Here is a 26,509-nt window from a genome sequence, read left to right on the forward strand (position 1 = left end):
TCGATAAAGCCGATCCGCCGATTTCACGAGCCTTGGCGGCGATTTCAGCCGGCCTTCGGCTTTCTGGCAAACGTCGTCTTCAGATTGTCGAACAGCTCGATCTTGACGCCGTGCTTCTTCATGATCAGCGACTGCTGCAGGATCGACAAGAGGTTGTTCCACGACCAGTAGATGACCAGCCCGGCCGGGAAGGCCGCCATCATGAAGGTGAAGACGATCGGCATCCAGGTGAACAGCATCGCCTGCGTCGGATCGGGCGGCGTCGGGTTGAGCTTCATCTGCACGAACATGGTGATGCCCATGATGATCGGCCAGATGCCGAGCATCAGCATGTGCGGCGGCGTCCAGGGGATCAGCCCGAACAGGTTGAAGATGGTGGTCGGGTCGGCCGCCGACAGGTCGTGGATCCAGCCGAAGAAGGGCGCGTGACGCATTTCGATGGTCACGTAGAGCACCTTGTAGAGCGAGAAGAACACCGGGATCTGCACGACGATCGGCAGACAGCCGGCCAGCGGGTTGATCTTCTCCCGCTTGTAGAGCTCCATCGTCTCCTGCTGCTGCTTGACCTTGTCGTCCGGGTATTTGGCCTTGATGTCGGCCATGGCCGGCTGCAGCATCTTCATCTTGCTCATCGACGCGTAGGACTTGTTGGCGAGCGGGAAGAAGACGGCCTTGACGATCAGCGTCACCAGCAGGATGGCGATGCCGAAGTTGCCGACCAGGTTGTAGAGCCAGTCGATCAGCCAGAACATCGGCTTGGTGATCCAGTAGAACCAGCCCCAGTCGATCAGCCGGTCGAACTTGACGATGCCGAACTCCTTTTCATAGGCATCGACGCGGGCGACCGTCTTGGCGCCGGCGAACAGGCGCGTCTCGGTGGCGGCGCTGCCGCCGGCCGGCACCTGAAGCGGATCGCGCAGGTAATTGGCCTGATAGGTGTCGATGTTGCCGGCCAGCGCCCAGGAGAAGCGCGGCTGGAAGGTGACGCCGCCCTCGGGGATCAGCGCCGTCGCCCAATACTTGTCGGTGATGCCGAGCCAGCCGCTGCTGACCGGGTCGGGCTTCACGCCGTCGCTGTCCTTCAGGTCCTTGTAGGTGGTCTCGGTGAGGCCCTCGTCGCCAAAGACGCCGAGCAGGCCCTCGTGCAGCACCCAGGCGCCCGGCACCTGCGGCGTGCCGTAGCGGGTGACGAGACCATAGGGATAGATGGTGGCGGCGTTGGCGGAAGTGTTGGCGACGCTATCCTTCACCGTGAACATGGCGTGGGCGTCGACGGAGATCTCGCGGGTGAAGACCAGGCCGGCGCCGTTGTCCCAGGTCAGCGTCACCGGCGTCGACGGCGTCAGCCGCGCGCCCTCCGGCGCAGTCCAGGCCGTTTCGGCGCCCGGCAGCGCCACGCCAGCCCCAGCCGGGGCCATGAAGCCGAATTCGGCATAATAGGCGTGGTCGGTCCCGAAGGGATTGAGAAGCTGCACGAGCGGCGAATTGGGCTCGATGGTCTCGCGGTAGAGCTTCAGCGACAGGTCGTCGATGCGGGCGCCGTTAAGGCTGATCGAGCCGGTCAGCTCGGGCGTGTCGATCGGAACGCGCGCGCTCTTGGCGAGCGCCTGGTCGCGGGAAACGAAGGCGGCCGTGGTGTTGAGGCCGACCGTCGGCGCCGTGCTCCCGTCGGCGGCGGCGCCACCGGTCGCGGCGCCATCGGCCGGCGCCGCCTGGCCGACGGACTGCTGCTGGGCCGACTGCTCGGCGATCTGCGCCTTTTCGAGCCGCGGACCGGCGACGAAATACTGCCAGCCGAGCAGTACGGCCAGCGACAGGGCGATGGCCAGGATCATATTGCGGTTTTCGGTCATGGACCTGTTTCTTCCTCGCTCGGCGCCGGCTTCAGCGCCTCCTTGCCGCCGCGCGGCCCCATCTTGCCGGAGGCCGCGGCGCGAACGGCGCCGACCACATCGGCGACCAGGGCGGCAAACGGCATGTCGAGCGCCGGACGGCGGCCGACCAGCACGAAATCGCGCCCCGGGTCGGCGGCCGCGGCACCGGCGAGCCGTACCGCTTCCTTGAGACGGCGCCGGATGCGGTTGCGCACCACGGCATTGCCCATCTTCTTGGTCACCGTGAAGCCGAAGCGGGCGTCCGCCCCGGCCCCGTCCGCCACCCCATCGGGACGGCGGATCGATTGCAGCAAAAAGCCGCGCCGGGGCGTTCTGGCACCCCGGGCGACTTTCACGTAGTCATTCCGCTTCTTCAGCCGCTGCATGTCTGGCGCCTCGCGAGCCGGACGGCCGGCGTCCGCCATGGACGAGGGCCGATTACGCCGACAGACGCTTGCGCCCCTGGGCCCGGCGACGGGCGATCACCTTGCGGCCACCGGCGGTGGCCATGCGCGCACGGAAGCCGTGACGGCGCTTGCGAATGAGCTTGGACGGCTGGTAAGTCCGCTTCATGCTTGTCTTGCCCGCCGGCGCGGGCCCCTCGTTGTCTGGCGGCTTTCCGGCTTCGGGACGGCTCGCACCCCGCCTTCGGACAGCTCTCGCGTTTCACTTGGGAAATCGGCCACGGCATATCCGGCCACTGCCGGCCGAAAGACCGGTGGCGCCCTTCCGATCGGAGGGGCTTATACGGGACGGACGATGGCTCGTCAACGCATCAATGGCCGGCCGCCGGCCTTTTGCCGGCTGTTCCCACGCTGCTGACGCCTGCGGACACCGATCGGCGCCAAGATCGACGAGGAATGTGGCAACACGACAGAATTTTACCTTATTTCGGACGCGGGCCTCTTCCAATTTTCGCGCGAAGCGACAGATAGAGAGCATTCTTTTTTCGGAATCTTCCATATGGTCCAGACTGACAATTCCGGCGGCCCCGACAAGCCGCACTTTCCGACCACGCACACCTTCAGTCTGTCCTTCAAACTCCTGATCTTCACGATTCTGTTCGTGATGTTCGCGGAGGTGCTGCTGTTCGTTCCGTCCATCGCCAACTTCCAGCGCAACTACATCGAGTCGAAGATCCGCACCGCCGGGATCGTCGCCCACACGCTGACCACCTATCCGGAAACGGCGCTGCCGCGCACCATCCAGGCCGACCTTCTCAACCGGCTCGACGCCTATGCCGTCGCGGTCCGCTCGGCCGGCATGAAGCAGCTCGTCGCCATGGCCGACGCGCCGCCGACGGTCACCCGCAGCATCGACTTCGACAACCAGATGACGCACGGCATCGTCATGGAAGCGATCGACACCATGCTGTTCGGCGGCGATCGCACCATCCGCGTCACCGGCACCTATGACGACGAGGGCGAGATCGAGGTGGTGTTCTCCGAGACCCATCTCCGCGACGAGCTGCTGCATTTCGCCGGCCGGCTGCTCTTGGTCTCCTTCCTGATTTCCGCCTTCGTCGGCGTGCTGGTGTTCTTCTCCATCCAATACCTGATGGTCATCCCGATGCGGCGCCTCGGCAGGTCGATCTACAAATGGTCGCAGGAGCCGGAAAGCGACGCCTATCTGGTCCGCTACGGCGGCCGGACCGACGAGATCGGCCGCGCCGAATTCGCCGCCGCCACCATGCAGCAGCGCATCCAGGAGCTGTTCAAGCAGCAGAAGCGGCTCGTCGAGCTGGGGCTTGCCGTCTCGAAGATCAACCACGACCTCCGCAACCTGCTCGCCTCGGCCCAGCTGATCTCCGACCGCCTGACGGCCATTCCCGATCCGTCGGTGCAGCGTTTCGCGCCCAAGCTGGTGTCGGCCATCGACCGGGCGATCAATTACTGCCAGTCGGTGCTGGCCTACGGCAAGGCGCAGGAGGCGCCGCCGGCGCGGCGGCTGTTGTCGCTGTCGCGGCTCTGCACCGATGTGGCGGAAATGACCGGCCTCGTCCATCATGCCAGCATCGAATGGGTGAACGCGGTGCCCGAGAACCTGGAGGTGGACGCCGATTCGGAGCAGTTGTTCCGGGTGCTGCTCAACCTCGTCCGCAACGCCGCGCAGGCGCTCGAACAGTGCAAGGACGAGGCGCTGGTGCGCCGGCTCACCGTTTCGGCCGAGCGCGACGGCACCAAGGTCAGCATCCGCGTTGCCGATACCGGCCCCGGCCTGTCGGAAAAGGCGCGGGAATCGCTGTTCAAGCCGTTCTCCGGCTCGGTGCGGACCGGCGGCACCGGGCTCGGCCTCGCCATCGTCGCCGAACTGGTCAAGGCGCACGGCGGCACCATCTCCTGCCTCGACGGCGGCCCCGGCGCCACCTTCGTGATCGAGATCCCCGACCGGCCGGCCCTTGCCGCCTGAACATGCAAAAGCGGCGACGCTCGAAAGCGCCGCCGCTCATGTCGTTCGACAAAGGAAAAATCGGCTATTCCGCCGCGAGGTTTTCGCCGGGGACGCCGGCGCCGCTCTCGGCATCGAGCCACCAGCTGACGTTGCCGTGGCGGCGCAGCGCGGTCGCCGGGCAATCGGCCGTGACGGCGCCGAGGAGCGCGGCGCGCACCGCGTCGCGCTTGGCGGCGCCGGTGGCCAGCACGACGATCTCACGCGAGGCGAGAATGGTGCCGATTCCCATGGTCATCGCCTGGGTGGGCGGCTGCGCGCCGCCGAAGAAGGCCGAGTTGGCCGCGAGCGTCGACGCTTCGAGGTCGACGACGCGGGTGCGGGCGGCGAAATCGGCGCCCGGCTCGTTGAAGCCGATGTGGCCGTTGCGGCCGATGCCGAGGAGCTGCAGGTCGATGCCGCCCGCCTCGCGGATCATCGCCTCGTAGCGGCTGGCGAAGGCGGCGGCATCGGCGGCAAGGCCGTCGGGCACGAAGGTGCGGGCCTTGTCGATGTCGACGAGGTCGAACAACTGGCTGTCCATGGTCGACCGATAGGAGCGCGGATCGGCCGGCGGCAGGCCGACATATTCATCGAGATTGAAGGACGTGACGCCGGAGAAGCTGATGTCGCCGGCGCGATGCAGCGCCACCAGCCGCTCGTAGACCGGCTCCATGGTGGCGCCGGTGGCGAGGCCGAGAACGATGTTCGGCTTTGCCTTGAGGCGCTCGGCGATGCGGTCGGCCACGGCATGGGCCGCCGCCACGGTCGTGGGAAAATGATTGATCCGCATCCTGAACTCCATCGATCGGCGGCCAAGCGCATCGGCCGGCCAAGGCCATCCATCAATAGAATGATGGCGACGGATAATTAGTTCGTCAAGATGCCGAACATAAAATTTGGATGACGGTCAGCCATGCGCGGCGGCCGGCAGCCGCAGGGGCATCGGCAGGTCGGCGGGGCTGAACAGCAGGTTGTGCGCCTGGTTGAGGGCGATGGCGACGGCGCCGGTCAGCGCGGCGCGGGCGGCGAGAACGGAAACCTCGACGGCGATCGGCCGATGGCTGACGCGGGGCAACTCGTCCCTTATCCGCCCGACCACGCCCGGCAGGCAGCCGACAATGCCGCCGACGACGATCTTCCTCGGCTCGAGCAGCGCATGGACGGCCACCATCGCCAGGGCGGCGGTGTGGGCGGCCTCACGGGCGGCCGCGACGGCGGCGGCATCGTCTCCCGCCTGGGCGGCCACGAAAATATCGGCCGGCGACAGCGCCGATGCGCCGCCGAGCGCCCGGTAGCGGCCGCGGATGCCGCGCCCGCCGATGGCGCTTTCGAGGGCGCCGCGCCTCAGGCTGTCGGGGGCGACCGGGTCGCCACCGATCGGCAGGAAGCCGATTTCGCCGGCCGCTCCGCTGGCGCCGCGGATCAGCCGGCCGCCGCTCAGCGCGCCGAGGCCGATACCGGTGCCGAGCGACACGAAGGCCACCTCGTCGACCCCGACGGCGCAGCCGGTCCAGGATTCGCCGATCACCGCGGCGTTGATGTCGTTCTCGATCACCACCGGGCAGCCGAGCTCGGCCGACAGCAGGGTGCGGACGTCGATGTCGCCGAGCCCTTCGAGGTTGGGCGACAGCGACAGCCGCCCGCTCTCCGGCTCGACGACGCCGGGCATGGCCACCGCCGCGACCAGAACCTTTTGCCGTTCGATGCCGGCGTCGGCGACGAGATCGCCCGCGAGGCGGCCGAGCGCGGCGACCAGCGCCGTTCCCGACAGTTCGTCCGACGGCGCCTCGACCGAGGCGACGACGTCGCCGACGATGTTGGCGAGCGACAGGCGCAGCGAGGTGACGCCGAGCTCGGCGCCGAGGACGTAACCGGCCAGGGGATCGACCTCGTAGATCACCGCCGCCCGGCCGACCTTGCCGGAGGTGACGCCCTTGACGCGCACGAAGCCGCCGCTCTCCAATACACGGATCACTTCCGACATCGTCTGCTTGGAAAGGCCGGTGATCTTGGCGAGGGCGGCCCGCGAGGTGGCGCCGGAATTGAGGAGCACGTCCATGACGGCGCGCACCGAGATCTGGCGCAGCACCGGCGTTGCGGTATCGTCTGGGATCATCGGGCCGGAGGTCTCCGTCAGAGCATCGTCATGGCATCGATGCATACACCCAAATCCGCCGCTTCACAGCCCTGAGCCGCGCCGGCTCAATGCTTACGCCTTGACCGCCGCCCCGGCCTGCACCGAATTGCGGTATTCGGTGGGCGTGCGGCCGACCACCTTCTTGAACACCTTGTAGAAGTAGTTGAAGTCGTTGAAGCCGCAGCGCTGGGCGATCTGCGACAGCGGCAGGTCGTATTTCTCCAGCATGAACTTCGCCTTGCCGATCCGCACCTGCGTCAGATAGTCGGAAAAGGTCATGGCGCCCTGCTCGCGGAAGACGCGCGAGAAATAGTTGGGGCTGATGCGCAGGTGGGCGGCCACCGTGTCGCGGGTGATCAGCCGGTCGAAGTTCTCCTCGATATAGAGGCAGGCGGCGCGGAAGAAGGCCGACGACTGCCGCTCCTCTTCCGGCACCGGATTGGCGAGCAGACGGCGGGAATATTCGAGGATGGCCTGCGCCAGCAGGCGGCTGTCGAGGCTGGTCGGCCCGGCGTCGTCGCGGTGGCTCGCCATGGCGTCCACCATGTATTGCAAAGGCCCGTTGCCGGGGATCAGGCAGTTGCGCTTTTCCACCGAGACGAAGCGCCGCTCGCCGGCGCTCCATCGCACCAGGCTGACGCCGAGGTGGGTGGCGCCGAACAGGAGGCTCAGGACCTCGACGTCCTTGTCCCACAGCGGCTGGTTCCAGCAGTTGCCCGGCACCACCAGCGCATCGCCGGGGCCGAGCTCGCGCTCGACCAGCCGCGCGGCGCGGTCGCAGAGAAGGTTGGTATAGGTGCCGGCGATCACGAACTCGAAGCGCGCGAACTGCACCTGCAGCGCGCCGAGCGGCGGCGCGGCGGCATCGAGGCCGAAGACGATATGCTGCGGCCAGCCGGCCGCGGCGGCGAGCGCATCGCCGCGGGCGAAGTCGTCGAGCGTCATGTTGGCAGACACCATAGTGCGCCTCCTTGTTGCGGCGCGGGCTGGCGAGGTTTGTTACGAAGGCGTCAGAGGTCGGGCCAGCGCCGGGCCACCATCGCCCGCACGTCGGCGGCCGAATCGAGCGCCAGCGCCTCTTCCGCCACGGCACGGCAGGTGTCCTTGTCGAGCGTCCGGATGAAGGCCTTGAGGTCCGGAATGCCGGAGCGGGTGGCCGACAGGCTGGTGACGCCGAGGCCGATCAGGATGGGCGCCGCCGGCAGTTCCGAGGCCAGACCGCCGCAGACGCCGACCGGGCAGTCATGGCGGGCGCCGGCCGCCGCCGCGTCGGCAATCGTTTTCAATACCGCCGGATGCAGCGAATCGATCTCCGGGGCGAGCTCGGTGTTGCCGCGGTCCATGGCCAGCACATACTGGGTGAGGTCGTTGGTGCCGATCGAGAAGAACGCGGCCTCCCGCGCCAGCTTGTCGGCCATGGCGACGGCGGCCGGCACCTCGATCATGATGCCGAGCGGCACGTCGGCGGTGATGCCGAGGGCTGCCTTCTCCTCCTCGAAGATGGCCTTGGCCCAGCGCAGTTCGCCGATATCGGCGATCATCGGCATCATGATGCGGACGACCGACACCGGCGTCACCTTGAGGATGGCGCGGAACTGCTGGCGCAGCAGATCGGGCCGGCGCCTGGAGACGCGAATGCCGCGCACGCCGAGGATCGGGTTCTCCTCGGCCGCCTGCTTGAGATAGGGCAGCGGCTTGTCGCCGCCGATATCGAGGGTGCGGATGGTGAGCGGCTTGCCGCGCAGCGCGTCGGCGATCGCCTGGTATTCGGCCTGCTGCTCGGCCTCGGTGGGCGCCGTCGGCCGGTCGAGGAACAGGAACTCGGTCCTGAGCAGGCCGGAGCCCTCGGCGCCGAAGGCGAGACCGCGCGCCGCGTCGGCCACCGAGCCGACGTTGGCGTAGACCGGCAGGCGCGTGCCGTCGGCCATCAGGCAATCGATCGGCGCCGCCTCGCGGTTGGCGGCGCGGCGCGTTTCGCGCTCGGCCGCCGCCTTGCGGGTCGCCTCGATGGTCGCTTCGGTCGGATTCACCTGGATCTCGCCGCGCTCGGCGTCGACGATCAGCGGCGTGCCCTCGGGAATGCGGCGGGCGTCGGCGCCGACGGCGGCCAGCATCGGCACGCCGCTCGCCGCCGAGAGGATGGCGACGTGCGAGGTGCGGCCGCCCTTGGCGACCACGAAGGCGGCCGGCAGCCGGTCGCCGAAAGCCATGAACTGCGACGGCAGGAGGTCGTCGGCGATGGCGATGGCGTCCTCGGGCAGCGTCAGGCTCTCCGGCGAGCCGCCGGCCAGCACCGTCAGCACCTGCTGCTCCAGATCGACGAGGTCGGCGGCGCGCTCGGCAAGGCGGGCGTTGTCAAGCCCGCGCAGCAGCGCCGCCTGGGCGGAAATCGTGTCGGAGAAGGCCCAGCCGGCGCTCTTGCCATGGGCGATGCGGTCGCGGGCTCCTTCGAGGAGCTCGGTATCCTCGAGCAGCGCGGCATGCGCGGCCATGATGTCGCGCTGCTGCGGCGTGCGGCCGGCCGTCGCCTGCTCGCTGAGGTGCTGGTGGACGCGGGCGATGGCGGCGTCGAGCGCGGCGCTTTCGGCCGCCACATCCCCGCCCGCCTCGGCCGGCCGGGCGACCTTTTCCTTGAGATGAACGGCGCGGCCGATGGCGAGGCCGGGCGCCGCGACCACGCCACCGAGCAGCGGCCTGTCTTCGGGACCAAAGGGCGTCAGGTCGACGGGCGGCTCCTCGACGGCGGACGCCGCCTCGGCGACACCCGGCAAGGTTTCCTGGCCGGCATCCACGTAAGGGACGACCGGATCGCCAAGGCCGGAAGCGATCGCCTCGATCACGCCGTCCACCGCCGCCGCCGCATCGGCGCCTTCGGCCGAGACGACGAGCCGGCTGCCCCAGCGGCTTCCGAGCGTGAGCAGCGACACCGGGCTCTTGGCGTTAGCCTTGCGCTCGCCGAGGACGACCTCGACGGCGCTGGCATATTCCTTGGCCTTGGCGGCCAGGAGCGCCGCCGGACGGGCGTGCAGGCCCTCGCTCATTTCGAGAACGACCTGCCGCTCGATCCGTTCGACCGGCGGCGGCGCTTCCGCATCGATCGGCATCACCGTCATCACCTCGTCGCCGAGGCCGACCGCGCCGGCCGACTTGCGGGCGGTGACGTGGAAGGCGTCCTCGTTGGTGACCAGGACCGGCGTCGTCACGATGCCGCAGCTTTCCGCCAGCGCCTTGAGATCGAAGCGGATGAGCAGGTCGCCGACCGCCACCCGGTCGCCTTCGGCCACCACGGCGTCGAGGCCGGCGCCGCGCAGCGCCACCGCTTCGAGGCCGACATGCACCAGGAACTCGGCGCCGTCGTCGGTCATCACCTTCACGGCGTGGCCGCGACGATGCACCGAGGTCACGGTGCCGGCCACCGGCGCATGCACCTCGCCGACCTCCGGCTCGATGGCAACGCCGTCGCCCATCATGCCGAGCGCGAACATCGGGTCGGGAACGTCGCCGAGCGGCACGATCCGGCCCTTGAGGGGAGCCCGGACGGAGATGGTCGAGGTGGTCATGCGCGTGTCTCCCAATATCTGTAACGAAAGGCCGATCGCACGGGGTCGGCTTGTCGCTCCAGCTCCTTGTTTTCCCATCCGCCCGTCCGAAAAGTCTCACAACCTTTCGGGCGGATGCCCCTGTCGAGGCAAAGCCTCTCCCTCCGCCGCCGACATCCGGCGGCGGCGGCGATGCGAGGAAGAAGGGCCGCGGACCGGCGGTCCTCTCGTGCCTCGTGGGAACTAAATCTGGGCCGCAGCGGCGATTTCGGCAAGAACCTCCGCCGGAAGCGCGTTGCCGGAGAAGCGATCGACGGCGGCGGCAACGCCGACCTCGGCGATGGCCGCCTGCATCTCGACCGCCTGGGGGTCGCCGTCGTTGCGGTAGCGAAGCGCCGCGGCGATGCCCTTGACGAGGTTCACGTGCGGCAGGCCGTATTCGAGCGTGCCGAGCAACGGCCGGATCAGCCGGTCGCTCTTGCCGAGCTTGCGCAGGGGCTCGCGCCCCACGCGCGCCACGTCGTCGCGGATGAAGGGATTGGCGAAGCGGCCGAGGATCTTTTCGATGTAGGCGGCATGCTTGGCCGGATCGAAACCGTAGCGGCGGATCAGCACGGCGCCGCTTTCCTCCATCGCCGCCTTGACGACGGCGCGGATGCCGGCGTCCTCGATGGCGTCGCGGATGGTCGGCAGGCCTTTCCCGAAGCCGAGATAGGCGGTGATGGCGTGGCCGGTGTTGAGCGTGAACAGCTTGCGCTCGACGAAAGCCATCAGATTATCGGTCAGCTCCATGCCGGGAATGTCGTGCGTCCAGCCCTTGAGCTGGGTGCGGTCGACGATCCACTCGGAGAATTCCTCGACGGTGACGGCGAGCGGCTCGCCCTCGACCGGCGGCGCCGGCGGCACGATGCGATCGACGGCGCTGTCGGCAAATCCCACTTCGATCGCCACGACGGAGGCCACAGCCGCCGGCAGGTGGCCGAACACCGCCTCCTTGAGCTGGGTGGTGCCGCGGATGGTGTTCTCGCAGGCGATGACATTGAGCGGGGCGTGCTTGCCGGCGGCGACGCGCGCCTCGAGGCCGCGGGCGATGGTCGGCGCGATCTTCGGCAGCACGGCCGGTCCGACGGCGGTGGTGACGAGATCGGCGGAAGCGATGAGAGCGACGATGTCGTCACCGATCGACGAGACGGCGGTGACGCCCGTCACCTCCTCGCGGCGGCTGCCGGAGCCGACGATGTCGACCGGATAGCGCCCGTCCTTCCTGATCTGGCCGACCAGGGTCTCGTTGACGTCGGCGAAGGTGACCGCCCATCCGGCGTCGGCGAGAATTTTGCCGATAAAGCCACGGCCGATGTTGCCGGCGCCGAAGTGAATGGCTCGCATGGTCGTCTCCAAAACATGTCTCGGGAAGAGGGCCGCCCTTGGGCGACCCCCGATTTCAAGAAGCCGAGCTCAGCCGAGGTCGAGGATGCGCAGCACGTCCGCCGGGTTCTTGGTCGTCGCAAGGTGGGCGACCACCTTGGGATTCTCCAGGACCCTGGCGAGGGCCGACATCACATCCATGTGCTCGTTGCCCTTGGCGGCGAGGCCGACGACGAGACGAGCCACATTCTCGGGTTCGGGGCCGAAGAACACGCCGTCGGGATACTGGCAGACGACGATACCGGTCTTCAGGACCTCGTTCTTCGCTTCGTTGGTGCCGTGCGGCATGGCCAGCGACTGGCCGAGATAGGTCGACACGATGGTCTCGCGCTGGAGCATGGCGTCGATGTAGCTCGGGGTGATCGCGCCCATCTCCAGAAGCTTGGAGCCGGCGAAGCGAACGGCTTCCTCTTTGGTGGACGCGGTGAGGCCGAGGAAGATGTTTTCCTCACCGAGGTTAAAAGATGCGCCACCCTCGGGCTTGCCGGCGGCCGGAGCCGCGGCGGAATCCGCCTTCGCCTTGATCTCCGCCACGATGCGGTCATAGGCCGCGCCGTCGAGGAAATTGGTGATGGAGACGTGCGTCGCATTGGGAGCGGCCCGGCGGGCGCGCTCGGTCAGGTCCTTGTGGGTGATGACGACATCCACGTCGGCCGGCAGCGCGTTGATCGCCACGTTGCCCGACCGGATGGCGCCAAGGCCCGCCTGGTCCAGCTTCTTGCGCAGCATGGAGGCGCCCATGGCGGACGAGCCCATGCCGGCGTCGCAGGCAACCAGCACCGAGCGGACCGGGCCGGAGATGGCGGCCGAAGCGGCAGCAGCCGGAGCGGCGGCGACCGGAGCGGCCATGCCCTTCGATTCGGCCTTCATGGCCTTGACGCGGGCGGTGGTCGCGGCGAGGTCTTCTTCCACGTCCGACTTGTCGGTCTTGAGCAGCACCGAAGCGACCAGGAAGGTCACGAGCGCGCCCAGAACCACGGCGGAGATGACGCCCACGAAGCCGTCGGCGGGGGTCATGCCGAGCACGGCGAAGATCGAGCCCGGGGACGACGGAGCACGCAGGCCGCCGCCGAGCAGCATGTTGGCCGCCACGCCGGTGGCACCGCCGAGGATCATGGCGATGATCAGACGCGGCTTCATCAGCACGTAGGGGAAGTAGATCTCGTGGATGCCGCCGAAGAAGTGGATAATGGCGGCGCCCGGTGCCGATTCCTTGGCATTGCCGCGGCCGAAGACCATGTAGGCAAGCAGGAGGCCGAGACCCGGACCCGGGTTGGCTTCGATCAGGAAGACCAGCGACTTGCCCTGTTCGGCGGCCTGCTGGATGCCGAGCGGGGTGAAGACGCCGTGGTTGATGGCGTTGTTGAGGAACAGCACCTTGGCCGGCTCGACCAGGATCGAGGCGAGCGGAATGAGGCCGGTGCTGATCAGGGCGTTGACGCCCGCGCCGAGCGCCGCCGACAGGTATTCGACGACCGGACCGACGATCGCAAAGGCGAGCATGGCCAGGATCATGCCGAGAATACCGGCCGAGAAATTGTTGACCAGCATCTCGAAGCCGGGGCGGATCTTGCCGTCGACGAGCCTGTCGAACTGCTTGATCGCCCAGCCGCCGAACGGACCCACCAGCATGGCGCCGAGGAACATCGGGATGTCGGTGCCGACGATGACGCCGGCCGTCACGATGGCGCCGACCACCGCGCCGCGCTCGCCGTAGACGAGCTTGCCGCCGGTATAGCCCAGGAGCAGCGGCAGCAGATAAGTGATCATCGGGCCGACGAGCTTGGCGAAGAACTCGTTGGGCAGCCAGCCGGTCGGAATGAAGAGTGTGGTGATGATACCCCAGGCGATAAATGCGCCGATATTGGGCATCACCATGCTGCTCAGGAAACGGCCCACTTGCTGGACGCGTACCTTGAGATTGGAGGACGAGGCGTCGCCCCCTCCGGTTGCGGTATATGCCATTCTGGAAACTCCTCCACGAAGTCCTGCCATGCCGAAGAAGGAGACCGACAGTCCAGAGAATAAGCGACACCGTCGCCGCAAATCAGTTGCGTCGAAGAAACACCGGCTCCCGGAATGGGCCGGTCAGGTCGTTTATCTCGTGAGCCTCTCCGCTCCTCCATCCCGACCCGGTATTGCCCGGATCAGGAGATACGAAAACACCGCTCCGAACGCCTATCGACGCTCGGACTCCAGCACGCTTCAATCGTTGTTCTTACGGGTCCTCGTTCGATTGTGATCAAAACATGACATCACGACGGGGAAAAGTGGAAAGATATAAACACGACTGTAAAAATGTATCCTACACTGGCGCCGCACCGCGGCGTTCCTCATTCGGCAGGACGGAAAGCCTTTGAAATCCATTACGTTGCGGCAGTATCCGCGACTTGAAAATTGTACGATTGCTGTGTGGCCCACAACATACTTAAGTCGACATAGGGAGCATCCAGGCTCCCCCAATCATACTTTTTGCTAATAGGAAAAGCGCTACGCCGGCTTGTGAAAGCCGGCGTAGCGCGCCCTTCTCACATGGAATCACCTGCCGCCGGTCACTCGACGGTGACGCTCTTGGCGAGGTTGCGGGGCTGATCGACGTCGGTGCCCTTGGCTACCGCCGTATGGTAGGCGAGAAGCTGCACGGGCAGCGAATAGAGGATCGGCGCCACGAAGGGATCGACCTTCGGCAGCTCGATCGACCAGCGCACCTTGCTTCCGAGCCGGGCGACGCCGTCGGCGTCGGAGATCAAGAGCACCCGGCCGGAGCGGGCGGCGACCTCCTGGATGTTGGAGACCACCTTCTCGAACAGGGCATCCGACGGCGCGAGCGCGATCACCGGCACGCCATCGTCGATCAGCGAGATCGGGCCATGCTTCATCTCGCCGGCGGCATAGCCTTCGGCGTGGATATAGCTGATCTCCTTCAGCTTCAGCGCGCCTTCGAGGGCGATCGGATAGGCGGTGCCGCGGCCGAGGTAGAGCGCGTCGCGGCTTTCCGCCACCACGCCGGCCAGCGCCTGGATGGCGTCGTCGTGGCGCAGCACCTCGGCGGCACGGGCCGGCACCTCGCGCAACGCCAGCGCCAGCTCGGCCTCGCGCTCATGGGAAATGGTGCCGCGGGCGCGGGCGAACGCCAGCACCAGGCAGGCCATGACGGTGAGCTGGGTGGTGAAGGCCTTGGTGGAGGCGACGCCGATCTCCGGGCCGGCCAGCGTATAGAGGACGCGGTCGCTTTCGCGGGCGATGGTGCTTTCCGGCACGTTGACGATGGAGACGATGTGCTGCCCCGCCCTCTTGGCGTGGCGCAACGCTTCCAGCGTATCGAGCGTCTCGCCCGACTGCGACACGAAGATGGCGACGCCGCCCGCCTCGAAGGGCGTATCGCGATAGCGGAACTCCGAGCCGATATCGACGTCGACCGGCAGGCGCGCCACCTGCTCGAACCAGTATTTGGCGACCATGGCCACGTAATAGGCGGTGCCGCAGGCGACGATGGTGAGGCGCGGCACCTTCGCCGGGTCGAAGGGCAGGTCGGGCAGCGCGATGGCGCCGGTGGAGGCGGAAACGAAGGCGTTGATGGTGTCGCCGATCACCTGCGGCTGCTCGAAGATCTCCTTCAGCATGAAGTGGCGGTGACCGGCCTTGCCGATCAGCGCCGCCGACACGTTGGAGACGTGGATCTTGCGCTCGACAGGCGTATCGTCGGCGGCGCGGATCTCCGCCGACGCGCGCGTCAGCACCACCCAGTCGCCATCCTCGAGATAGGCGAGGCGGTTGGTGAGCGGCGCCATGGCGAAGGCGTCGGAAGCGAGATACATGGCGTCGTCGCCGTAGCCGACGGCCAGCGGCGTGCCCCGGCGCGTGCCGACCATCAGGTTCTCCTCGCCGGCGAACAGGATGGCCAGGGCAAAGGCGCCCTCCAGGCGATGGAAGGCGAGGCGGCAGGCCTCGACCGGCGCCTTGCCCTGCTGAAGATAATCGGTGATCAGGTGGGCGACCACTTCGGTGTCCGTCTCGGTGACGAACACGTGGCCCTTCTGCGTGAGCTCGGCGGTCAGCGCCTGGTAGTTCTCGATGATGCCGTTGTGGACCACCGCCACCCGATCCGTGGCGTGCGGATGGGCATTGCCCTCGGTGGGGCCGCCGTGCGTCGCCCAGCGGGTGTGGCCGATGCCGATGGAGCCGGCAAGCGGCGCCTCGGCGAGACGCCGCTCCAGATTGACGAGCTTGCCTTCGGCGCGGCGGCGCTCGATGGCGCCGCCGACCAGCGTTGCGATGCCGGCACTGTCGTAGCCACGGTATTCGAGGCGCTTCAGCCCTTCGAGCAGCAGTTCAGAGACACCCTCGCGACCGACGATTCCAATAATTCCGCACATTGACGAACTAACTCGCTCTTGCCTGGAGGCCGATCTATCGGCCGAAATGCATCCGGCGACCGCGCCTTTCACGAGAGGCGACGGTGTCACGCCGAACAACTGGCGACAAGTCAACAATAGTTGCCGAGTTTTACAGAATTCTTTCCGGCGAACCGAAAATCATGCCCTTGGCAGCGCCAGGGCTTCGGCGAGGACCGCCTCGGGGTCGGCGATGGCCTGCGCCGTGCCGACGGTTAGCACCGGCACGCTCTGGAAGCGGTCGAGGCCATCGATATCGACGTCGGCGGCGATGATGGCGGCGTTGGCGCGGCCGATATCCTTGCGCGTCAGGATGTCCTCGCTGCCGAGGGCGCCCTGCGTCTCCACCTTGATCAGGTAACCGAGCCGCTGGGCGGCGGCCTGCAGCCGGTTGGCGGCCATGTAGGTGAGCGCGATACCGGTCGGGCAGGCGGTGACGACGACGATCCTGGTGCCGTTCTCCATGTCGCCTCCTTCCCCTGCCACTGCCGCTTCCAATCAACAGGCAGCCGGCGTTCCTGACATCAAGTCGCTCTGATACTGCAAATGCACCGAAGCTGCAAACAGGACTGGGAAAAATGACGAACAGTCGTGTCGACGCTCCCTTCTGCCGCTCCAACCTGCTGGCCCGGAGCCCGTCAACTCCCAGGACGCCATGTCAATACATGGGGCGGAGTCGAGATCGGCTTCCGGATTATAGACAAGCGTGGCGCCGGTTCTTTAGGATGTCTTTGGCCGAACGGCATCAAGCCTTCCCCATCGCAAAGTCGTGTGTGGACAAGCCGGGCAGGCGCCGGGAATGATCGGGTGGCCGGCGAAGGCCGCGTGGCGCAAGCCGCCGTGACGGAAGCGATCGGCAACTCGGGCTGGGTCTTGCCGGGGAGAGAGCGATGAAAAGCGCTGCGATGAAGGACCTGATACGGGAGGTGATCGTGGCGCCGCTCGACCGCGGCTTCCTCGCCTTTTCCCACGACTATCCCTATTCCTACACCGGCTGGCACTATCACCCGGAATACGAGCTGCATCTCATCCAGCGCAGCTCCGGTTCGTTTTTCGTCGGCACCTATGCCGGCCGCTTCGAGCCGGGCAATCTGGTGCTGATGGGCCCCAACATGCCGCACATGTGGGTGTCGGACAATTCGTTCAGCGAGCGCGAGGACCGGCTGTTCATCCACGACCGCGACATGGCGCTGCAATTCTCCGGCACCTTCGCCGAGCGCTGCCTGCAGGTGTTCGCCGACGCCGCCCCGTTCGGCAAGCTGTTCGAACAGTCGCATTCCGGCATCGAATTCTCGGCCGCCGTCTCGGCCGAGGTCGCCGGGCCGCTGCGCCGCCTGGCGGTTGCCGAGGGGCCGGAGAAGCTGGCTCTGTTCTTTACGGTGTTCGCCACCCTGGTCGGCGACGAGAACCGGCGGCTTCTCTGCCCGGGCCTGCCCACCGACCTCGGGCCGCGTTCGGCCCGCCTCAACTCGGTCCTGCAATATATCGCCGAGAACTACAACAACCCCAACCTCACCTGCGGCATGATCGCCGAGCGGGAGGGCATGCCGCTTTCCACTTTCTCGCGCTTTTTCGAGAAGAACCTCAACTGCTCGTGCCTGGAATACATCAACCGGCTCAGGATCTACAAAGCCTGCCAGCTGTTGATGGAGACGCAGGTTCCCATCACGTCGATCTGCTACGACATCGGCTACGACGTGTTGTCGACCTTCAACCGCAACTTCGCCCGCTTCATCGGCGTGTCGCCCAGCGACTTCCGGCATCAGCGCGGCCTGAAGTGGCGGATCGAGCCGGGAATGCCGCTGTCGGCGGCGGCCGGCGGCAAGGTTGACGAGCCCCGCCGGCCGGCCCCGTCGGCCGGTGCCCATTCGCTGGAGGACCGAGCGGGCACCGGTCGGCCATTTCAGGCCCTGACGCCGTAGATCCGCCGGAGGGCGTCGGCATAGCGCCCGAAGGCGTCGTCATAGGCGGCGCGCCGGGCCGGATCGGGCCGCATGGTCTTGTCGGCGTCGAGCGCGATCGAACGCTCGGCGATCGCCGACAGCGGCTCGGGCGTGCCGGCTTCGCGCCGGGCCGCCCACATCGCCTGCAGCGCGCCGCCGAGACAGCCCGCCTCCTCGCCGGCCGGCACCACGATCTCGGCGCCGGAGGCGTCGGCGATCAGTTGCCGCCAGGGTGCGCTGCGGGCGCCGCCGCCGACCAGGAATATCCGGTCAGGATCGCGGCCGCCGAGGATGCGGCGCATGGCGCCGGTCACGCCGAAGCTGACGCCCTCGACCATCGCCCGCACCAGATTTTCCTGCGTCAGGTTGTCGCTCCTGAGGCCGACGAGGCTGCCGGTGGCGGTCGGCAGGTCGGGCGTCCGCTCGCCGTTGAGGAACGGCAGCAGCGTCAGGCCGCCGGCCCCCGGCAGGGTGGCGGCGAGCGCCTCCGACAGGAAGCCGATGTCGTGACCGAAGGCCGACACCATGCGGCCGGTGACGTTGGTGGCGTTCATGGTGCAGATGAGCGGCAGCCAGCCGCCCGAACTGGAGCAGAAAGGCGCCACCCAGCCGTCGGCGTCGGTGACCGGCTCTTCGGCGTAGCAATAGGCGGTGGCCGAGGTGCCCAGGCTGATGGTGACCACGCCGGCCCGGACGTTGCCGGTGCCGATGGCGCCCATCATGTTGTCGCCGCCGCCGGCCGACACCAGGCAGCGGGTGGAAAGGCCGAGCGCTTCGGCCGCCACCGCGGTGAGCGAGCCGACCACGGCATCGGGGGCGATCAGCTCCGGCAGCGCGGCGGCGAGGAAGCCGCTGCCGCCGTCGATGAGGTCGAGCGGCGCTGTGGCCCAGACGCGGCGGCGAATATCGAAGAAGCCGGTGCCGGAGGCGTCGCCGTATTCGGCCACCGCCCGGCCGGTCAGCCAGTAGTTGAGGTAGTCGTGCGGCAGCAGGATGCGGCGGATGCGGCGGAAGTTGTCCGGCTCGTTCTCCTTGAGCCATAGGAGCTTGGAGATGGTGTAGCCGGTGCGTGGCACGATGCCGAGCTGGTCGAACCAGGCGGCGGCGCCGCCGAGCCCGGCGATCAGCGCCTCGTTCTGCGGCGCCGTCTCGGTGTCGTTCCAGAGCTTGGCCGGCCGGATCGACGCACCGGTTTCGTCGAGCACCACCAGGCCGTGCTGCTGGCCCGAGACGCCGAGGGCGACGATGTCGCGGCCGGACACGCCGGCGTCGGCAATGGCGCCGCGGACGGCGGCGGCCATCGCCGCCACCCACCAGGACGGCTCCTGCTCGCGGGCGCCGTTCGCCCGCTCGATGAGGTCGTGGGCGGCATGGCCGCGGCCGAGCGTGCGGCCGGCATCGTCGACGATCAGCGCCTTGGTGCCCTGGGTGCCGCAATCAATTCCGAGAAACATGGGATACTCCTCCCGGCGGATCGGGTTGCCGGCGAGCGGCGACCGGAGGGAGAGGCCTCCGCCGCCGCCCGCCGGCCGCTTCAGCAGTAGCGGCGAACGGTTTCCAGCGCTCCTGCCGAATGGAGCGAGGCAAGGGCCTCCCGATAGGCGGCGACGAAGCGCGGCTCGTCGGCGAGATCGCCGAACAGCTCGCGGTTTTCGATGAAGGCGGTCGGGTTGTCGCGATTGTGGGCGGCGATCGCCATCAGCCTGTCCTTGAGGCGGTCGACCACCTCGATCGGCCGGCCCTGTTCGTCGGTGCCCTCCGCATAGCGGGCCCAGCTCGCCACCACCGCCGCCGAGCGGGAGATGTCGCCGCCCGCCTTGAGCTGGCAGCGGATCACCGGCAGCAGCCACTTGGGGATACGGTCGGAGCTCTCGGCGCACAGGCGGGCCAGCGTGTCGCGCACCTCCGGATTGGAGAAGCGCTCGATCAGCGTGCGGCGATAGTCGTCGAGGTCGACGCCCGGCACCGGCGACAGCGTCGGCGTGCCCTCCAGCGTCATGTAGTCGAGGAGGAACTTGGCGAACAGCGGGTTGCCGGTCACCTCGTGGGCGTAACGATAGCCGGCAAGGTAGCCGAAATAGGTGAGCGCCTGGTGGCTGGCGTTGAGCAGGCGCAGCTTCATCAACTCGTAGGGCACCACGTCGGCCACCATCTGGACGCCGACCTTCTCGTAGGCCGGGCGGCCGAGCGGGAAGTGATCCTCCACCACCCACTGGGTGAACGGCTCGCAGACCACCGGCCAGGCATCGTCGATGCCGAAGCGGCGGGCGACCTCGGCAATGTCTTCCCTGGTGGTCACCGGCGTGATGCGGTCGACCATGGCGTTGGGGAAGGCGACATGGCTGGCGATGAAGTCGCCCAGTTCGGCGTCCTTGGCGCCGGCATAGGCGCAGAACATCTTCCTGGCGACGTCGCCGTTGCTCTGGATGTTGTCGCAGCTCATCACCGTGAACGGCGCGATGCTGCGGGCGCGGCGGCGGCGCAACGCCTCGGTGACCAGGCCGAACACCGTCCTGGGCACGGCGCCGGCGGCGAGATCGTGGACGACATCGGCATTGCCGAGATCGAACTCGCCGGTGACATGGTGGAAGTTGTAGCCGCCCTCGGTGATGGTCAGCGACACGATGCGGGTGGAGGGCGCCGCCATCAGCTCGAGAACCGCTTCCGGATCGTCGGGCGCATAGAGGAAGTCGACGATCGAGCCGATCACCGACGCCTCGTAGTGGCCGTCCGGATGCTTGACCATCAGCGTGTAGAGGCCGTCCTGGCCGTTCAGCGCGTCGCGCATGCGCTGGTCGGACGGCATGACGCCGACGCCGCAAATGCCCCAGTCGAGCGCTTCGCCCTTGTTCATCAGCCGGTCGAGATACATGGCCTGATGGGCGCGGTGGAAGCCGCCGACGCCGAAGTGGACGATGCCAGTCGTGAGCTTGCCGCGGTCGTAGGTCGGGCGGGCGACGTCGGCGGGCAGCGTCGCCAGGTTGGCGTTGTTAAGCTTGATCATGATGCAAAACCCAGAAAATCGTGTCAGGAGCGCGAGGACAGGCGGAGCTTCAGGCTCTCGAGCAGCACGGCGAGGACGATGATGATTCCCTTGACCACCTGCTGGTGATAGCCGGGGATGTTGAGGAGATTCATCACGTTGGAGATCACCGACAGGATGAGCGCGCCGATGATGGTGTTGAACACCCGGCCGCGACCGCCGGCCAGGCTGGCGCCGCCGACCACCACCGCCGCGATGGCGTCGAGCTCGAAGCCGATGGCGAGGATGGGCGAGCCGACGCCGGTGCGGGTCGAGGCGATGATGCCGGCGACGGCGCAGGCGAAGCCCGAGATCAGGTAGACGCCGAACTTGTAGCGCTCGACCCGGATGCCGGCGAAGCGCGTGGCGATCTCGTTGGAGCCGATGGAGATGACCAGCCGGCCGAACACCGTCTTCTTGTAGAGGAACAGCGCCACGGCGAAGCAGATCAGCAGCACGTAGACGGTGGTCGGCAGGCCGAGGAAGGAGGCGATGCCGAAATCGTTGAAGCCGTCATCGTTGATGAATTCGGGCTGCCCCTTGGAGATGATCAGGCCGGCGCCGCGGGCGATGGTCATCACCGCCAGCGTGGCGATGAAGGGAGCGATGCGGAAGTAGGCGACCAAGACGCCGGAGATGGCGCCGAAGAAGGTGCCGGTCAGCAGGCCGAGGATCAGGGCGCCGAACAGGCCATAGGTCGGAATGGACAGCGCCACCACCACCGAGACGATGGCCATCAGCGAGCCGACGGAGAGGTCGATGCCGCCGGTCAGGATCACGAACAGCAGGCCGAGCGACACCACGCCGAGCGGCACGCACTGGCGCATGATGTTGGTGAAGTTCTCGAAGGTGTAGAAGCGGTCCGTCAGCATCGCGGCGATGACGAGCATCGCGACGAAGACGATGAGCGTGGACTGGTCGAGCAGCAGCGAGACGATACGCTCGCGCGACCATCTGGACGCCGGGGCGGCAACCGGCACGCCCGGGGCCGATGTGATCTCGGTCATGGTGGTTTCCTTGCCTTGGGACTGGTTGGTCATCTCTTTTCCCCTCACTGGATGCTGCGCTTGGGGATGGCGAGCGACATGATCCGCTCTTCCGACAGCTCGTCGCCGGCCAGCTCGCCGGCGATCTCGCCGTCGGCCATGACGTAGACGCGATGGCAGAGGCCGATGACCTCGGGCAGTTCGGAGGAGATGACGAGAAGGCCTTTGCCCTCCTCGGCCAGCCGATGGATGATGTTGTAGATTTCGGACTTGGCGCCGACGTCGACGCCGCGCGTCGGCTCGTCGAACACCAGGAAGTCGCAGCCGACGTTGAGCCACTTGGCGAGCACGACCTTCTGCTGGTTGCCGCCGGAAAGACTCATCACGGGATCGGACAGCCTGCCGAGCTTGATGCGCAGTTGCTCGCGCAGCTTCTGGGTCAGCGCCTGCTCGTAGCCGTGGCGGATGACGCCGAGCCGCGACACGCCGCCGAGCCGCGACATGGTCATGTTGGCGTCGATGCCCATGGGCAGCACGGCGCCCTGTTCCTTGCGATTCTCCGGCACCAGGCCGATGCCCTGGGCCACCGCGTCGGCCGGGTGGGCGACCGACACCTTGCGGCCGTTCTTGATCATCTCGCCCTGCTGGTAGCGGGCAAGGCCGAAGATGCATTCGGCGATCTCGGTGCGGCCGGAGCCGATCAGCCCGGCAAGGCCGACGATTTCGCCCTTTCGGACGGTGAGGTTGATATCCTCGATGACGCCGCGGCGGGTGAGATGGCGAATTTCGAACAGCGGCTCGTCGCGCGGCGGCTTCTTTTCCGGAAACAGCGACTTCAGCTCGCGGCCGACCATGGCCGTGATGATGTCGTTCTCGCTGCAGGTCCTGGGATCGAGATCGCAGATGGTGACGCCGTCTTTCACGACGGTGATGCCGTCGGCGATGCGGAAGATCTCCTCGAGCCGGTGCGAGATGTAGAGGATGGTGACGCCCTTGGCCTTGAGGCGGCGGAGATTTTCGAACAACAGGTCGATCTCCGGCGCCGTCAGCACCGCTGTCGGCTCGTCGAGGATCAGGATGTTGACTTCCTTGGCCAGCGACTTGGTGATCTCCACCATCTGCTGGTAGGCGACGGTCAGGTCGCCGGTGCGATGGCGGGGATCGATCGGAAAGCCGAAGGATTTCAGGAGCTCGCCGGCGCGGGCGTTGATCGACTTCCAGTCGACGAGCGGCCGGCCGCGGCCGAGATCGTCGAGGAAGATGTTCTCGGCGACGGAGAGATCCGGCGACAGCGCCAGCTCCTGGTGGACGATGCCGACGCCCTTCTCGCGGCTCTGCTGCGGGGTTTCGAAATGAACCTCCTCGCCGTCGAGCAGGATGCGGCCGGCGTCCCGCGTGTAGATGCCGGACAGGATCTTCATCAGCGTCGACTTGCCGGCGCCGTTCTCGCCGACGATCGCGTGGATGGTGCCCTTGTCGACCCTGAGGTTGAAGTCGGACAGCGCGCGAACGCCGCCGAAGTGCTTCTTGACGCCCTCGATGACGATGGCTGGACTTTGCATGGAAACGACCCTCCCGTCGTTCTATTCCGTGGATGCGGGTGGACGGGATCGCCCGTCCACCCTGTCCTTGATCAGAAGAGAGACTCGGGGTCGTAGTAATCGGCCACGTTGTCCTTGGTGATCAGCAGCGGCTTGATGTACTCGTAGTTGTTGAAGGTGCGCTTGCCTTCATGGTGCGCCTTGATGACCTCGAACACCTTCTCGGTCAGCAGCTTCGGATTGTTGGAGGCGGTCGCCTGCTGGTCGCCGCGCTTGATGGCGTCAAGGGAGAACTTGTAGCCGTCGTGGGCGAAGACCTTGACGTTCTCGAGCTTGCCGGCCGCCTTGAGGGCGCGGATGGCACCGAGCGCCATGTCGTCCATTTCCGAATAGACCATGTTGATCTTGTCGCCCTGGGCGACGAGCGCGTCCTCCATGGCCTTCAGGCCGCCCTGCTGGTCCCAGTTGCCCCAGGCCTGCGTCAGCACCGTGAAGCTGGTGGCGCCGTAGTCGCGCATCTGGGCTTCCATGACGCCGGCGATGAAGTTGTCGCGACGGGCTTCGCCGACGAGGTTGCCCTGGTTGCCGGAGATGATCACCGCATTGATCGGGTTGTTGCCGAACTGCTTGACGGCGAAGTCGCCGATCAGCCGGTTGTTGGCGGCATTGTTGGCCATGACGCGGGTGATGACCGGCGCGTCGAGCGAAATGTCGCTGTCGAGATCGATGACCGGAATGCCCTTCTTGGCGGCCATCTCGGTGATCTTGACGCCGGCCGCCGGGTCCTGCGGGTTGAGGACGAGATAGTCGATGTTCTGCGACAGCATGTCCTCGACGTCGGCGACCTGCTTGTCCATGTTGCCGGCGGCATCGGTGGTGATGATCTGGTAGCCGGCCTTTTCGGCGTTGATCTTCATGTATTCGGTCAGGCCGACGAAGAAGGCTCCGTTAAGTGTACGGTTGGCAAAACCGATCTTCAGGGCCTCCTCGGCGCCCGCGGTGGAAGAAAGGCCAAGCGTCATCATCGCCGCGGCAAGCGCAGCACCCACAAACCTATTCATTTCTCTCTCCGTGAACTAGCTATATCGATCGATAATCTTTCCCTGCCCTGTGGGGGACAGGTATCCGATCGGTCCGGGCGGCGTCCTACACTTATGTGTCTCCCTCAATCGCCCGATGATTAATGCTCGCATGACGCTTTGACGCTGACCAAGCATTGTCTGTCGATTATTGTGCAATTTTTGCAAGCGACGGGACCGGCAATCGCCGTGACCCGCCTTTTAAAATGCAGGATCTTTCTATCAATCGATCGAGTTTTCAGGACCTGGGCGATGCCCAACTGCAAAATCGTATCCGATTGGCGCGTTCCCGCCGTTTTTGCAGTTTGTAGAAATCCCGATCAATCGCGGTGATAAGACCTTCGGCGATGGCGCGCTGTGCATCATTCCCGCCCATGACGAAGCGAGCGGCGGCGCAAAGGAGCGCCGCGCCGATTTCCCGAAGGGGAGAAAGGCACGCTCCGACATCCCGGGCGTGAACGAGCGCCAACGTCCATCCACGCACCGGCGGGACGGACGGCGCGGGTAAAGGCACGCTTTGCTTCGGCCTCTCCCGACTATGCTGGACGGCCGGCGCGGACCGGCGTGCGCCGCACGGACGGCCCCGCGCCGCCTTCCGTCACGCTGCCGCCAGATAGCCGGTGAGCACGGCGGCGCTGCCGCGGGCCCACAGGGCCTCGAGGTGCGCGGCGAACAGTTGCCGGAAGCGGGGCGATTCGCCCACGTCGCCGAAGATGTCATGCAGACCGTCGAGGAAGACCAGCGGATCGTCCTTGGCCCTGAGGGCGAGGCCGCGCAGGCGTTCCCAACTGTCGTCGTTGGGCGGGATGGGATTGCCCGCGTCGTCCGTTCCGGCGCAGTAGCGGCACCACAGCGCCGAGACGAGGCTGAGGCCGGTGACGTCGAGACCCTGGCGCAGGCGGTCGCGCGACGAGGGAATGATGAACTTCGGCTGGCGGTTGGAGCCGTCGAGGCACAGACGGGCGATGGTGTCGCCGACCTTGGGGTTGGCGAAGCGGTCGGCGACGAGCTCATAATAGGCGACGAGGTCGGTGTCGGGCACCGGCGGCACGATGGGAATGATCTCGGTGAGCTCGACCGTTTCGAGGAAGCGGGCAATCAACGGATTGGCCATCGCCTCGTGCACGCCGTGGATGCCCATCAGGGCCGCCGGATAGGCGATGGTGGCGTGGCCGCCGTTGAGGATGCGGATTTTCATCATCTCGTAGGGGGCGACGTCGGGGACGAAGGTGACGCCGACATCCTCGAACGGCGGCCGGCCGAGCGGGAAATGGTCCTCGACCACCCATTGCTTGAAGGGTTCGCAGAACACCGGCCAGTTGTCGACGATGCCGAATTCGTCCCGGAGCTTCTGGCGTTCGCGGTCGGTGGTGGCGGGCGTGATGCGGTCGACCATGGCGTTGGGCATGGCGACATTGGCGCCGACCCAGGCGGCGAAAGCGGGGTCGCTGAGCCCGGCGAGGCCGGTGAGAGTCTGGTGGGTCACCTCGCCGTTGCCGGGAATGTTGTCGCAGCTCATGACGGTGAAGGGCGGCACGCCGCGGTCGCGGCGACGGCGGAGGCCCTTGAGGATCAGGCCGAAAACGGTGCGCGGATCGTCCGGATTGCGGCCGTCGGCGACGATCTCGGGATGGGCGGCGTCGAAGCGGCCGGTGGCGGAATCCAGGTAGTAGCCGCCCTCGGTGATGGTCATGGAGACGATGCGGATCTCCGGCGCGGCCAGCGTCTCGACGAGGCGTTCGCGGTCCTCGACCGGGATGATGTCGACGACCGGGCCGATGACGCGGGCGGCGGCGGGGTCGCCGCCGAGCTCGACCAGCGTCGTCAGGTAGTCCTGCGGCTCGAGCGCCTTGCGCATGGCGGTGTCGGAATCGCGGACGCCGGCGCCGACGATCGCCCAGTCGTGGGCCTTGCCGGCGCTCATCAGCAGGTCGAGATAGACCTCCTGGTGGGCGCGGTGGAAGTTGCCGAGGCCGAAGTGCACGATGCCGGGTTTGAGATCGGCGCGGCGGTAGGCGGGACGGGTCACCGTTTGCGGCAGGCTGTCCAGCGCGGCGAGCGAAAGAGCGATAGGCATATGAGGCCTCCATCACGGCCGCGCGCGGACCCACCCGGGCCCGCCGGCGCGGCGCATCCTGT

The 26,509-nt window shown here is 67.0% G+C and carries 19 protein-coding genes; 2 read left to right on the top strand and 17 right to left on the bottom strand.

Annotated features, from left to right (window positions below):
• Positions 1-44 precede the first annotated feature (44 nt).
• From yidC to rpmH, 3 genes are read right to left on the bottom strand one after another with little or no spacing between them, the layout of a single operon-like run.
• Positions 45-1,853, bottom strand: a complete 1,809-nt coding sequence (yidC, locus tag CJ014_RS07880; protein WP_100079927.1) for a membrane protein insertase YidC — start codon at positions 1,851-1,853, stop codon at positions 45-47.
• On the bottom strand, positions 1,850-2,299 hold the full coding sequence (rnpA, locus tag CJ014_RS07885) for a ribonuclease P protein component (RefSeq protein ID WP_100079928.1): 450 nt from the start codon (positions 2,297-2,299) through the stop codon (positions 1,850-1,852). The genes yidC and rnpA overlap by 4 nt, the downstream gene beginning before the upstream one ends.
• Before the next feature lie 13 nt (positions 2,300-2,312).
• The gene (gene rpmH / locus CJ014_RS07890; protein WP_026781973.1) at positions 2,313-2,447 is read right to left on the bottom strand and encodes a 50S ribosomal protein L34; all 135 of its coding nucleotides are present in this window, start codon (positions 2,445-2,447) and stop codon (positions 2,313-2,315) included.
• 390 nt (positions 2,448-2,837) lie between these two features.
• On the opposite strand from rpmH, the gene CJ014_RS07895 reads away from it, so the two are divergent.
• Positions 2,838-4,283: a sensor histidine kinase gene (locus CJ014_RS07895; protein ID WP_100079929.1), complete on the top strand. Its 1,446-nt coding sequence runs from the start codon at positions 2,838-2,840 to the stop codon at positions 4,281-4,283.
• Between the two features lie 64 nt (positions 4,284-4,347).
• On the opposite strand, the gene nagB is transcribed toward CJ014_RS07895, so the two are convergent.
• The 8 genes from nagB to CJ014_RS07935 form a co-directional block, all read right to left on the bottom strand.
• The gene (gene nagB / locus CJ014_RS07900; RefSeq protein ID WP_207765698.1) at positions 4,348-5,094 is read right to left on the bottom strand and encodes a glucosamine-6-phosphate deaminase; all 747 of its coding nucleotides are present in this window, start codon (positions 5,092-5,094) and stop codon (positions 4,348-4,350) included.
• A gap of 117 nt (positions 5,095-5,211) precedes the next feature.
• A complete protein-coding gene (locus CJ014_RS07905) occupies positions 5,212-6,420 on the bottom strand; it encodes an ROK family transcriptional regulator (protein WP_100079931.1) in 1,209 nt (402 codons plus the stop codon).
• Between the two features lie 93 nt (positions 6,421-6,513).
• Positions 6,514-7,401: a helix-turn-helix transcriptional regulator gene (locus CJ014_RS07910; protein ID WP_100079932.1), complete on the bottom strand. Its 888-nt coding sequence runs from the start codon at positions 7,399-7,401 to the stop codon at positions 6,514-6,516.
• A 50-nt stretch (positions 7,402-7,451) separates the two neighbouring features.
• Entirely contained in the window at positions 7,452-10,001 is a 2,550-nt protein-coding gene (gene ptsP, locus CJ014_RS07915) for a phosphoenolpyruvate--protein phosphotransferase (protein WP_100079933.1), read from the bottom strand.
• 222 nt (positions 10,002-10,223) lie between these two features.
• On the bottom strand, positions 10,224-11,366 hold the full coding sequence (locus CJ014_RS07920; protein ID WP_100079934.1) for a mannitol-1-phosphate 5-dehydrogenase: 1,143 nt from the start codon (positions 11,364-11,366) through the stop codon (positions 10,224-10,226).
• A 69-nt stretch (positions 11,367-11,435) separates the two neighbouring features.
• The gene (locus tag CJ014_RS07925; protein WP_100079935.1) at positions 11,436-13,370 is read right to left on the bottom strand and encodes a PTS mannitol transporter subunit IICBA; all 1,935 of its coding nucleotides are present in this window, start codon (positions 13,368-13,370) and stop codon (positions 11,436-11,438) included.
• A 587-nt stretch (positions 13,371-13,957) separates the two neighbouring features.
• Positions 13,958-15,781, bottom strand: a complete 1,824-nt coding sequence (gene glmS, locus CJ014_RS07930) for a glutamine--fructose-6-phosphate transaminase (isomerizing) (protein WP_100079936.1) — start codon at positions 15,779-15,781, stop codon at positions 13,958-13,960.
• 159 nt (positions 15,782-15,940) lie between these two features.
• Positions 15,941-16,264 carry a PTS fructose transporter subunit IIB gene (locus tag CJ014_RS07935; protein ID WP_100079937.1) on the bottom strand — a complete coding sequence of 108 codons (324 nt, stop codon included), beginning with the start codon at positions 16,262-16,264 and terminating at the stop codon, positions 15,941-15,943.
• 425 nt (positions 16,265-16,689) lie between these two features.
• On the opposite strand from CJ014_RS07935, the gene CJ014_RS07940 reads away from it, so the two are divergent.
• Positions 16,690-17,721, top strand: coding sequence for an AraC family transcriptional regulator (locus CJ014_RS07940; protein ID WP_100079938.1), 1,032 nt, complete (start codon positions 16,690-16,692; stop codon positions 17,719-17,721).
• Here the strand turns inward: CJ014_RS07940 and xylB are convergent.
• The 6 genes from xylB to CJ014_RS07970 form a co-directional block, all read right to left on the bottom strand.
• The gene (gene xylB / locus CJ014_RS07945; RefSeq protein ID WP_100079939.1) at positions 17,703-19,196 is read right to left on the bottom strand and encodes a xylulokinase; all 1,494 of its coding nucleotides are present in this window, start codon (positions 19,194-19,196) and stop codon (positions 17,703-17,705) included. The genes CJ014_RS07940 and xylB overlap by 19 nt on opposite strands.
• Positions 19,197-19,276: 80 nt before the next feature.
• Positions 19,277-20,746 carry a mannitol dehydrogenase family protein gene (locus tag CJ014_RS07950; RefSeq protein ID WP_100079940.1) on the bottom strand — a complete coding sequence of 490 codons (1,470 nt, stop codon included), beginning with the start codon at positions 20,744-20,746 and terminating at the stop codon, positions 19,277-19,279.
• Positions 20,747-20,769: 23 nt separating this feature from the next.
• Positions 20,770-21,804 (bottom strand): ABC transporter permease, encoded by a 1,035-nt coding sequence (locus CJ014_RS07955; protein WP_245427182.1) that lies wholly within the window; start codon positions 21,802-21,804, stop codon positions 20,770-20,772.
• 11 nt (positions 21,805-21,815) lie between these two features.
• Complete coding sequence (locus CJ014_RS07960; RefSeq protein WP_100079941.1) at positions 21,816-23,312, bottom strand: sugar ABC transporter ATP-binding protein; 1,497 nt, start codon at positions 23,310-23,312, stop codon at positions 21,816-21,818.
• Between the two features lie 71 nt (positions 23,313-23,383).
• The gene (locus CJ014_RS07965) at positions 23,384-24,352 is read right to left on the bottom strand and encodes a substrate-binding domain-containing protein (protein ID WP_100079942.1); all 969 of its coding nucleotides are present in this window, start codon (positions 24,350-24,352) and stop codon (positions 23,384-23,386) included.
• Between the two features lie 616 nt (positions 24,353-24,968).
• Positions 24,969-26,447, bottom strand: a complete 1,479-nt coding sequence (locus tag CJ014_RS07970; protein WP_100079943.1) for a mannitol dehydrogenase family protein — start codon at positions 26,445-26,447, stop codon at positions 24,969-24,971.
• Positions 26,448-26,509 lie beyond the last annotated feature (62 nt).

Source organism: Pleomorphomonas carboxyditropha (genome assembly GCF_002770725.1).
Lineage (GTDB): Bacteria > Pseudomonadota > Alphaproteobacteria > Rhizobiales > Pleomorphomonadaceae > Pleomorphomonas > Pleomorphomonas carboxyditropha.

Excerpts from the sequence above, each read along its gene's own strand:
- yidC (WP_100079927.1), bottom strand. The coding sequence starts at position 1,853 with ATGACCGAAAACCGCAATATGATCCTGGCCATCGCCCTGTCGCTGGCC.
- rnpA (WP_100079928.1), bottom strand. The coding sequence starts at position 2,299 with ATGGCGGACGCCGGCCGTCCGGCTCGCGAGGCGCCAGACATGCAGCGG.
- rpmH (WP_026781973.1), bottom strand. The coding sequence starts at position 2,447 with ATGAAGCGGACTTACCAGCCGTCCAAGCTCATTCGCAAGCGCCGTCAC.
- CJ014_RS07895 (WP_100079929.1), top strand. The coding sequence starts at position 2,838 with ATGGTCCAGACTGACAATTCCGGCGGCCCCGACAAGCCGCACTTTCCG.
- nagB (WP_207765698.1), bottom strand. The coding sequence starts at position 5,094 with ATGCGGATCAATCATTTTCCCACGACCGTGGCGGCGGCCCATGCCGTG.
- CJ014_RS07905 (WP_100079931.1), bottom strand. The coding sequence starts at position 6,420 with ATGATCCCAGACGATACCGCAACGCCGGTGCTGCGCCAGATCTCGGTG.
- CJ014_RS07910 (WP_100079932.1), bottom strand. The coding sequence starts at position 7,401 with ATGGTGTCTGCCAACATGACGCTCGACGACTTCGCCCGCGGCGATGCG.
- ptsP (WP_100079933.1), bottom strand. The coding sequence starts at position 10,001 with ATGACCACCTCGACCATCTCCGTCCGGGCTCCCCTCAAGGGCCGGATC.
- CJ014_RS07920 (WP_100079934.1), bottom strand. The coding sequence starts at position 11,366 with ATGCGAGCCATTCACTTCGGCGCCGGCAACATCGGCCGTGGCTTTATC.
- CJ014_RS07925 (WP_100079935.1), bottom strand. The coding sequence starts at position 13,370 with ATGGCATATACCGCAACCGGAGGGGGCGACGCCTCGTCCTCCAATCTC.
- glmS (WP_100079936.1), bottom strand. The coding sequence starts at position 15,781 with ATGTGCGGAATTATTGGAATCGTCGGTCGCGAGGGTGTCTCTGAACTG.
- CJ014_RS07935 (WP_100079937.1), bottom strand. The coding sequence starts at position 16,264 with ATGGAGAACGGCACCAGGATCGTCGTCGTCACCGCCTGCCCGACCGGT.
- CJ014_RS07940 (WP_100079938.1), top strand. The coding sequence starts at position 16,690 with ATGAAAAGCGCTGCGATGAAGGACCTGATACGGGAGGTGATCGTGGCG.
- xylB (WP_100079939.1), bottom strand. The coding sequence starts at position 19,196 with ATGTTTCTCGGAATTGATTGCGGCACCCAGGGCACCAAGGCGCTGATC.
- CJ014_RS07950 (WP_100079940.1), bottom strand. The coding sequence starts at position 20,746 with ATGATCAAGCTTAACAACGCCAACCTGGCGACGCTGCCCGCCGACGTC.
- CJ014_RS07955 (WP_245427182.1), bottom strand. The coding sequence starts at position 21,804 with ATGACCAACCAGTCCCAAGGCAAGGAAACCACCATGACCGAGATCACA.
- CJ014_RS07960 (WP_100079941.1), bottom strand. The coding sequence starts at position 23,312 with ATGCAAAGTCCAGCCATCGTCATCGAGGGCGTCAAGAAGCACTTCGGC.
- CJ014_RS07965 (WP_100079942.1), bottom strand. The coding sequence starts at position 24,352 with ATGAATAGGTTTGTGGGTGCTGCGCTTGCCGCGGCGATGATGACGCTT.
- CJ014_RS07970 (WP_100079943.1), bottom strand. The coding sequence starts at position 26,447 with ATGCCTATCGCTCTTTCGCTCGCCGCGCTGGACAGCCTGCCGCAAACG.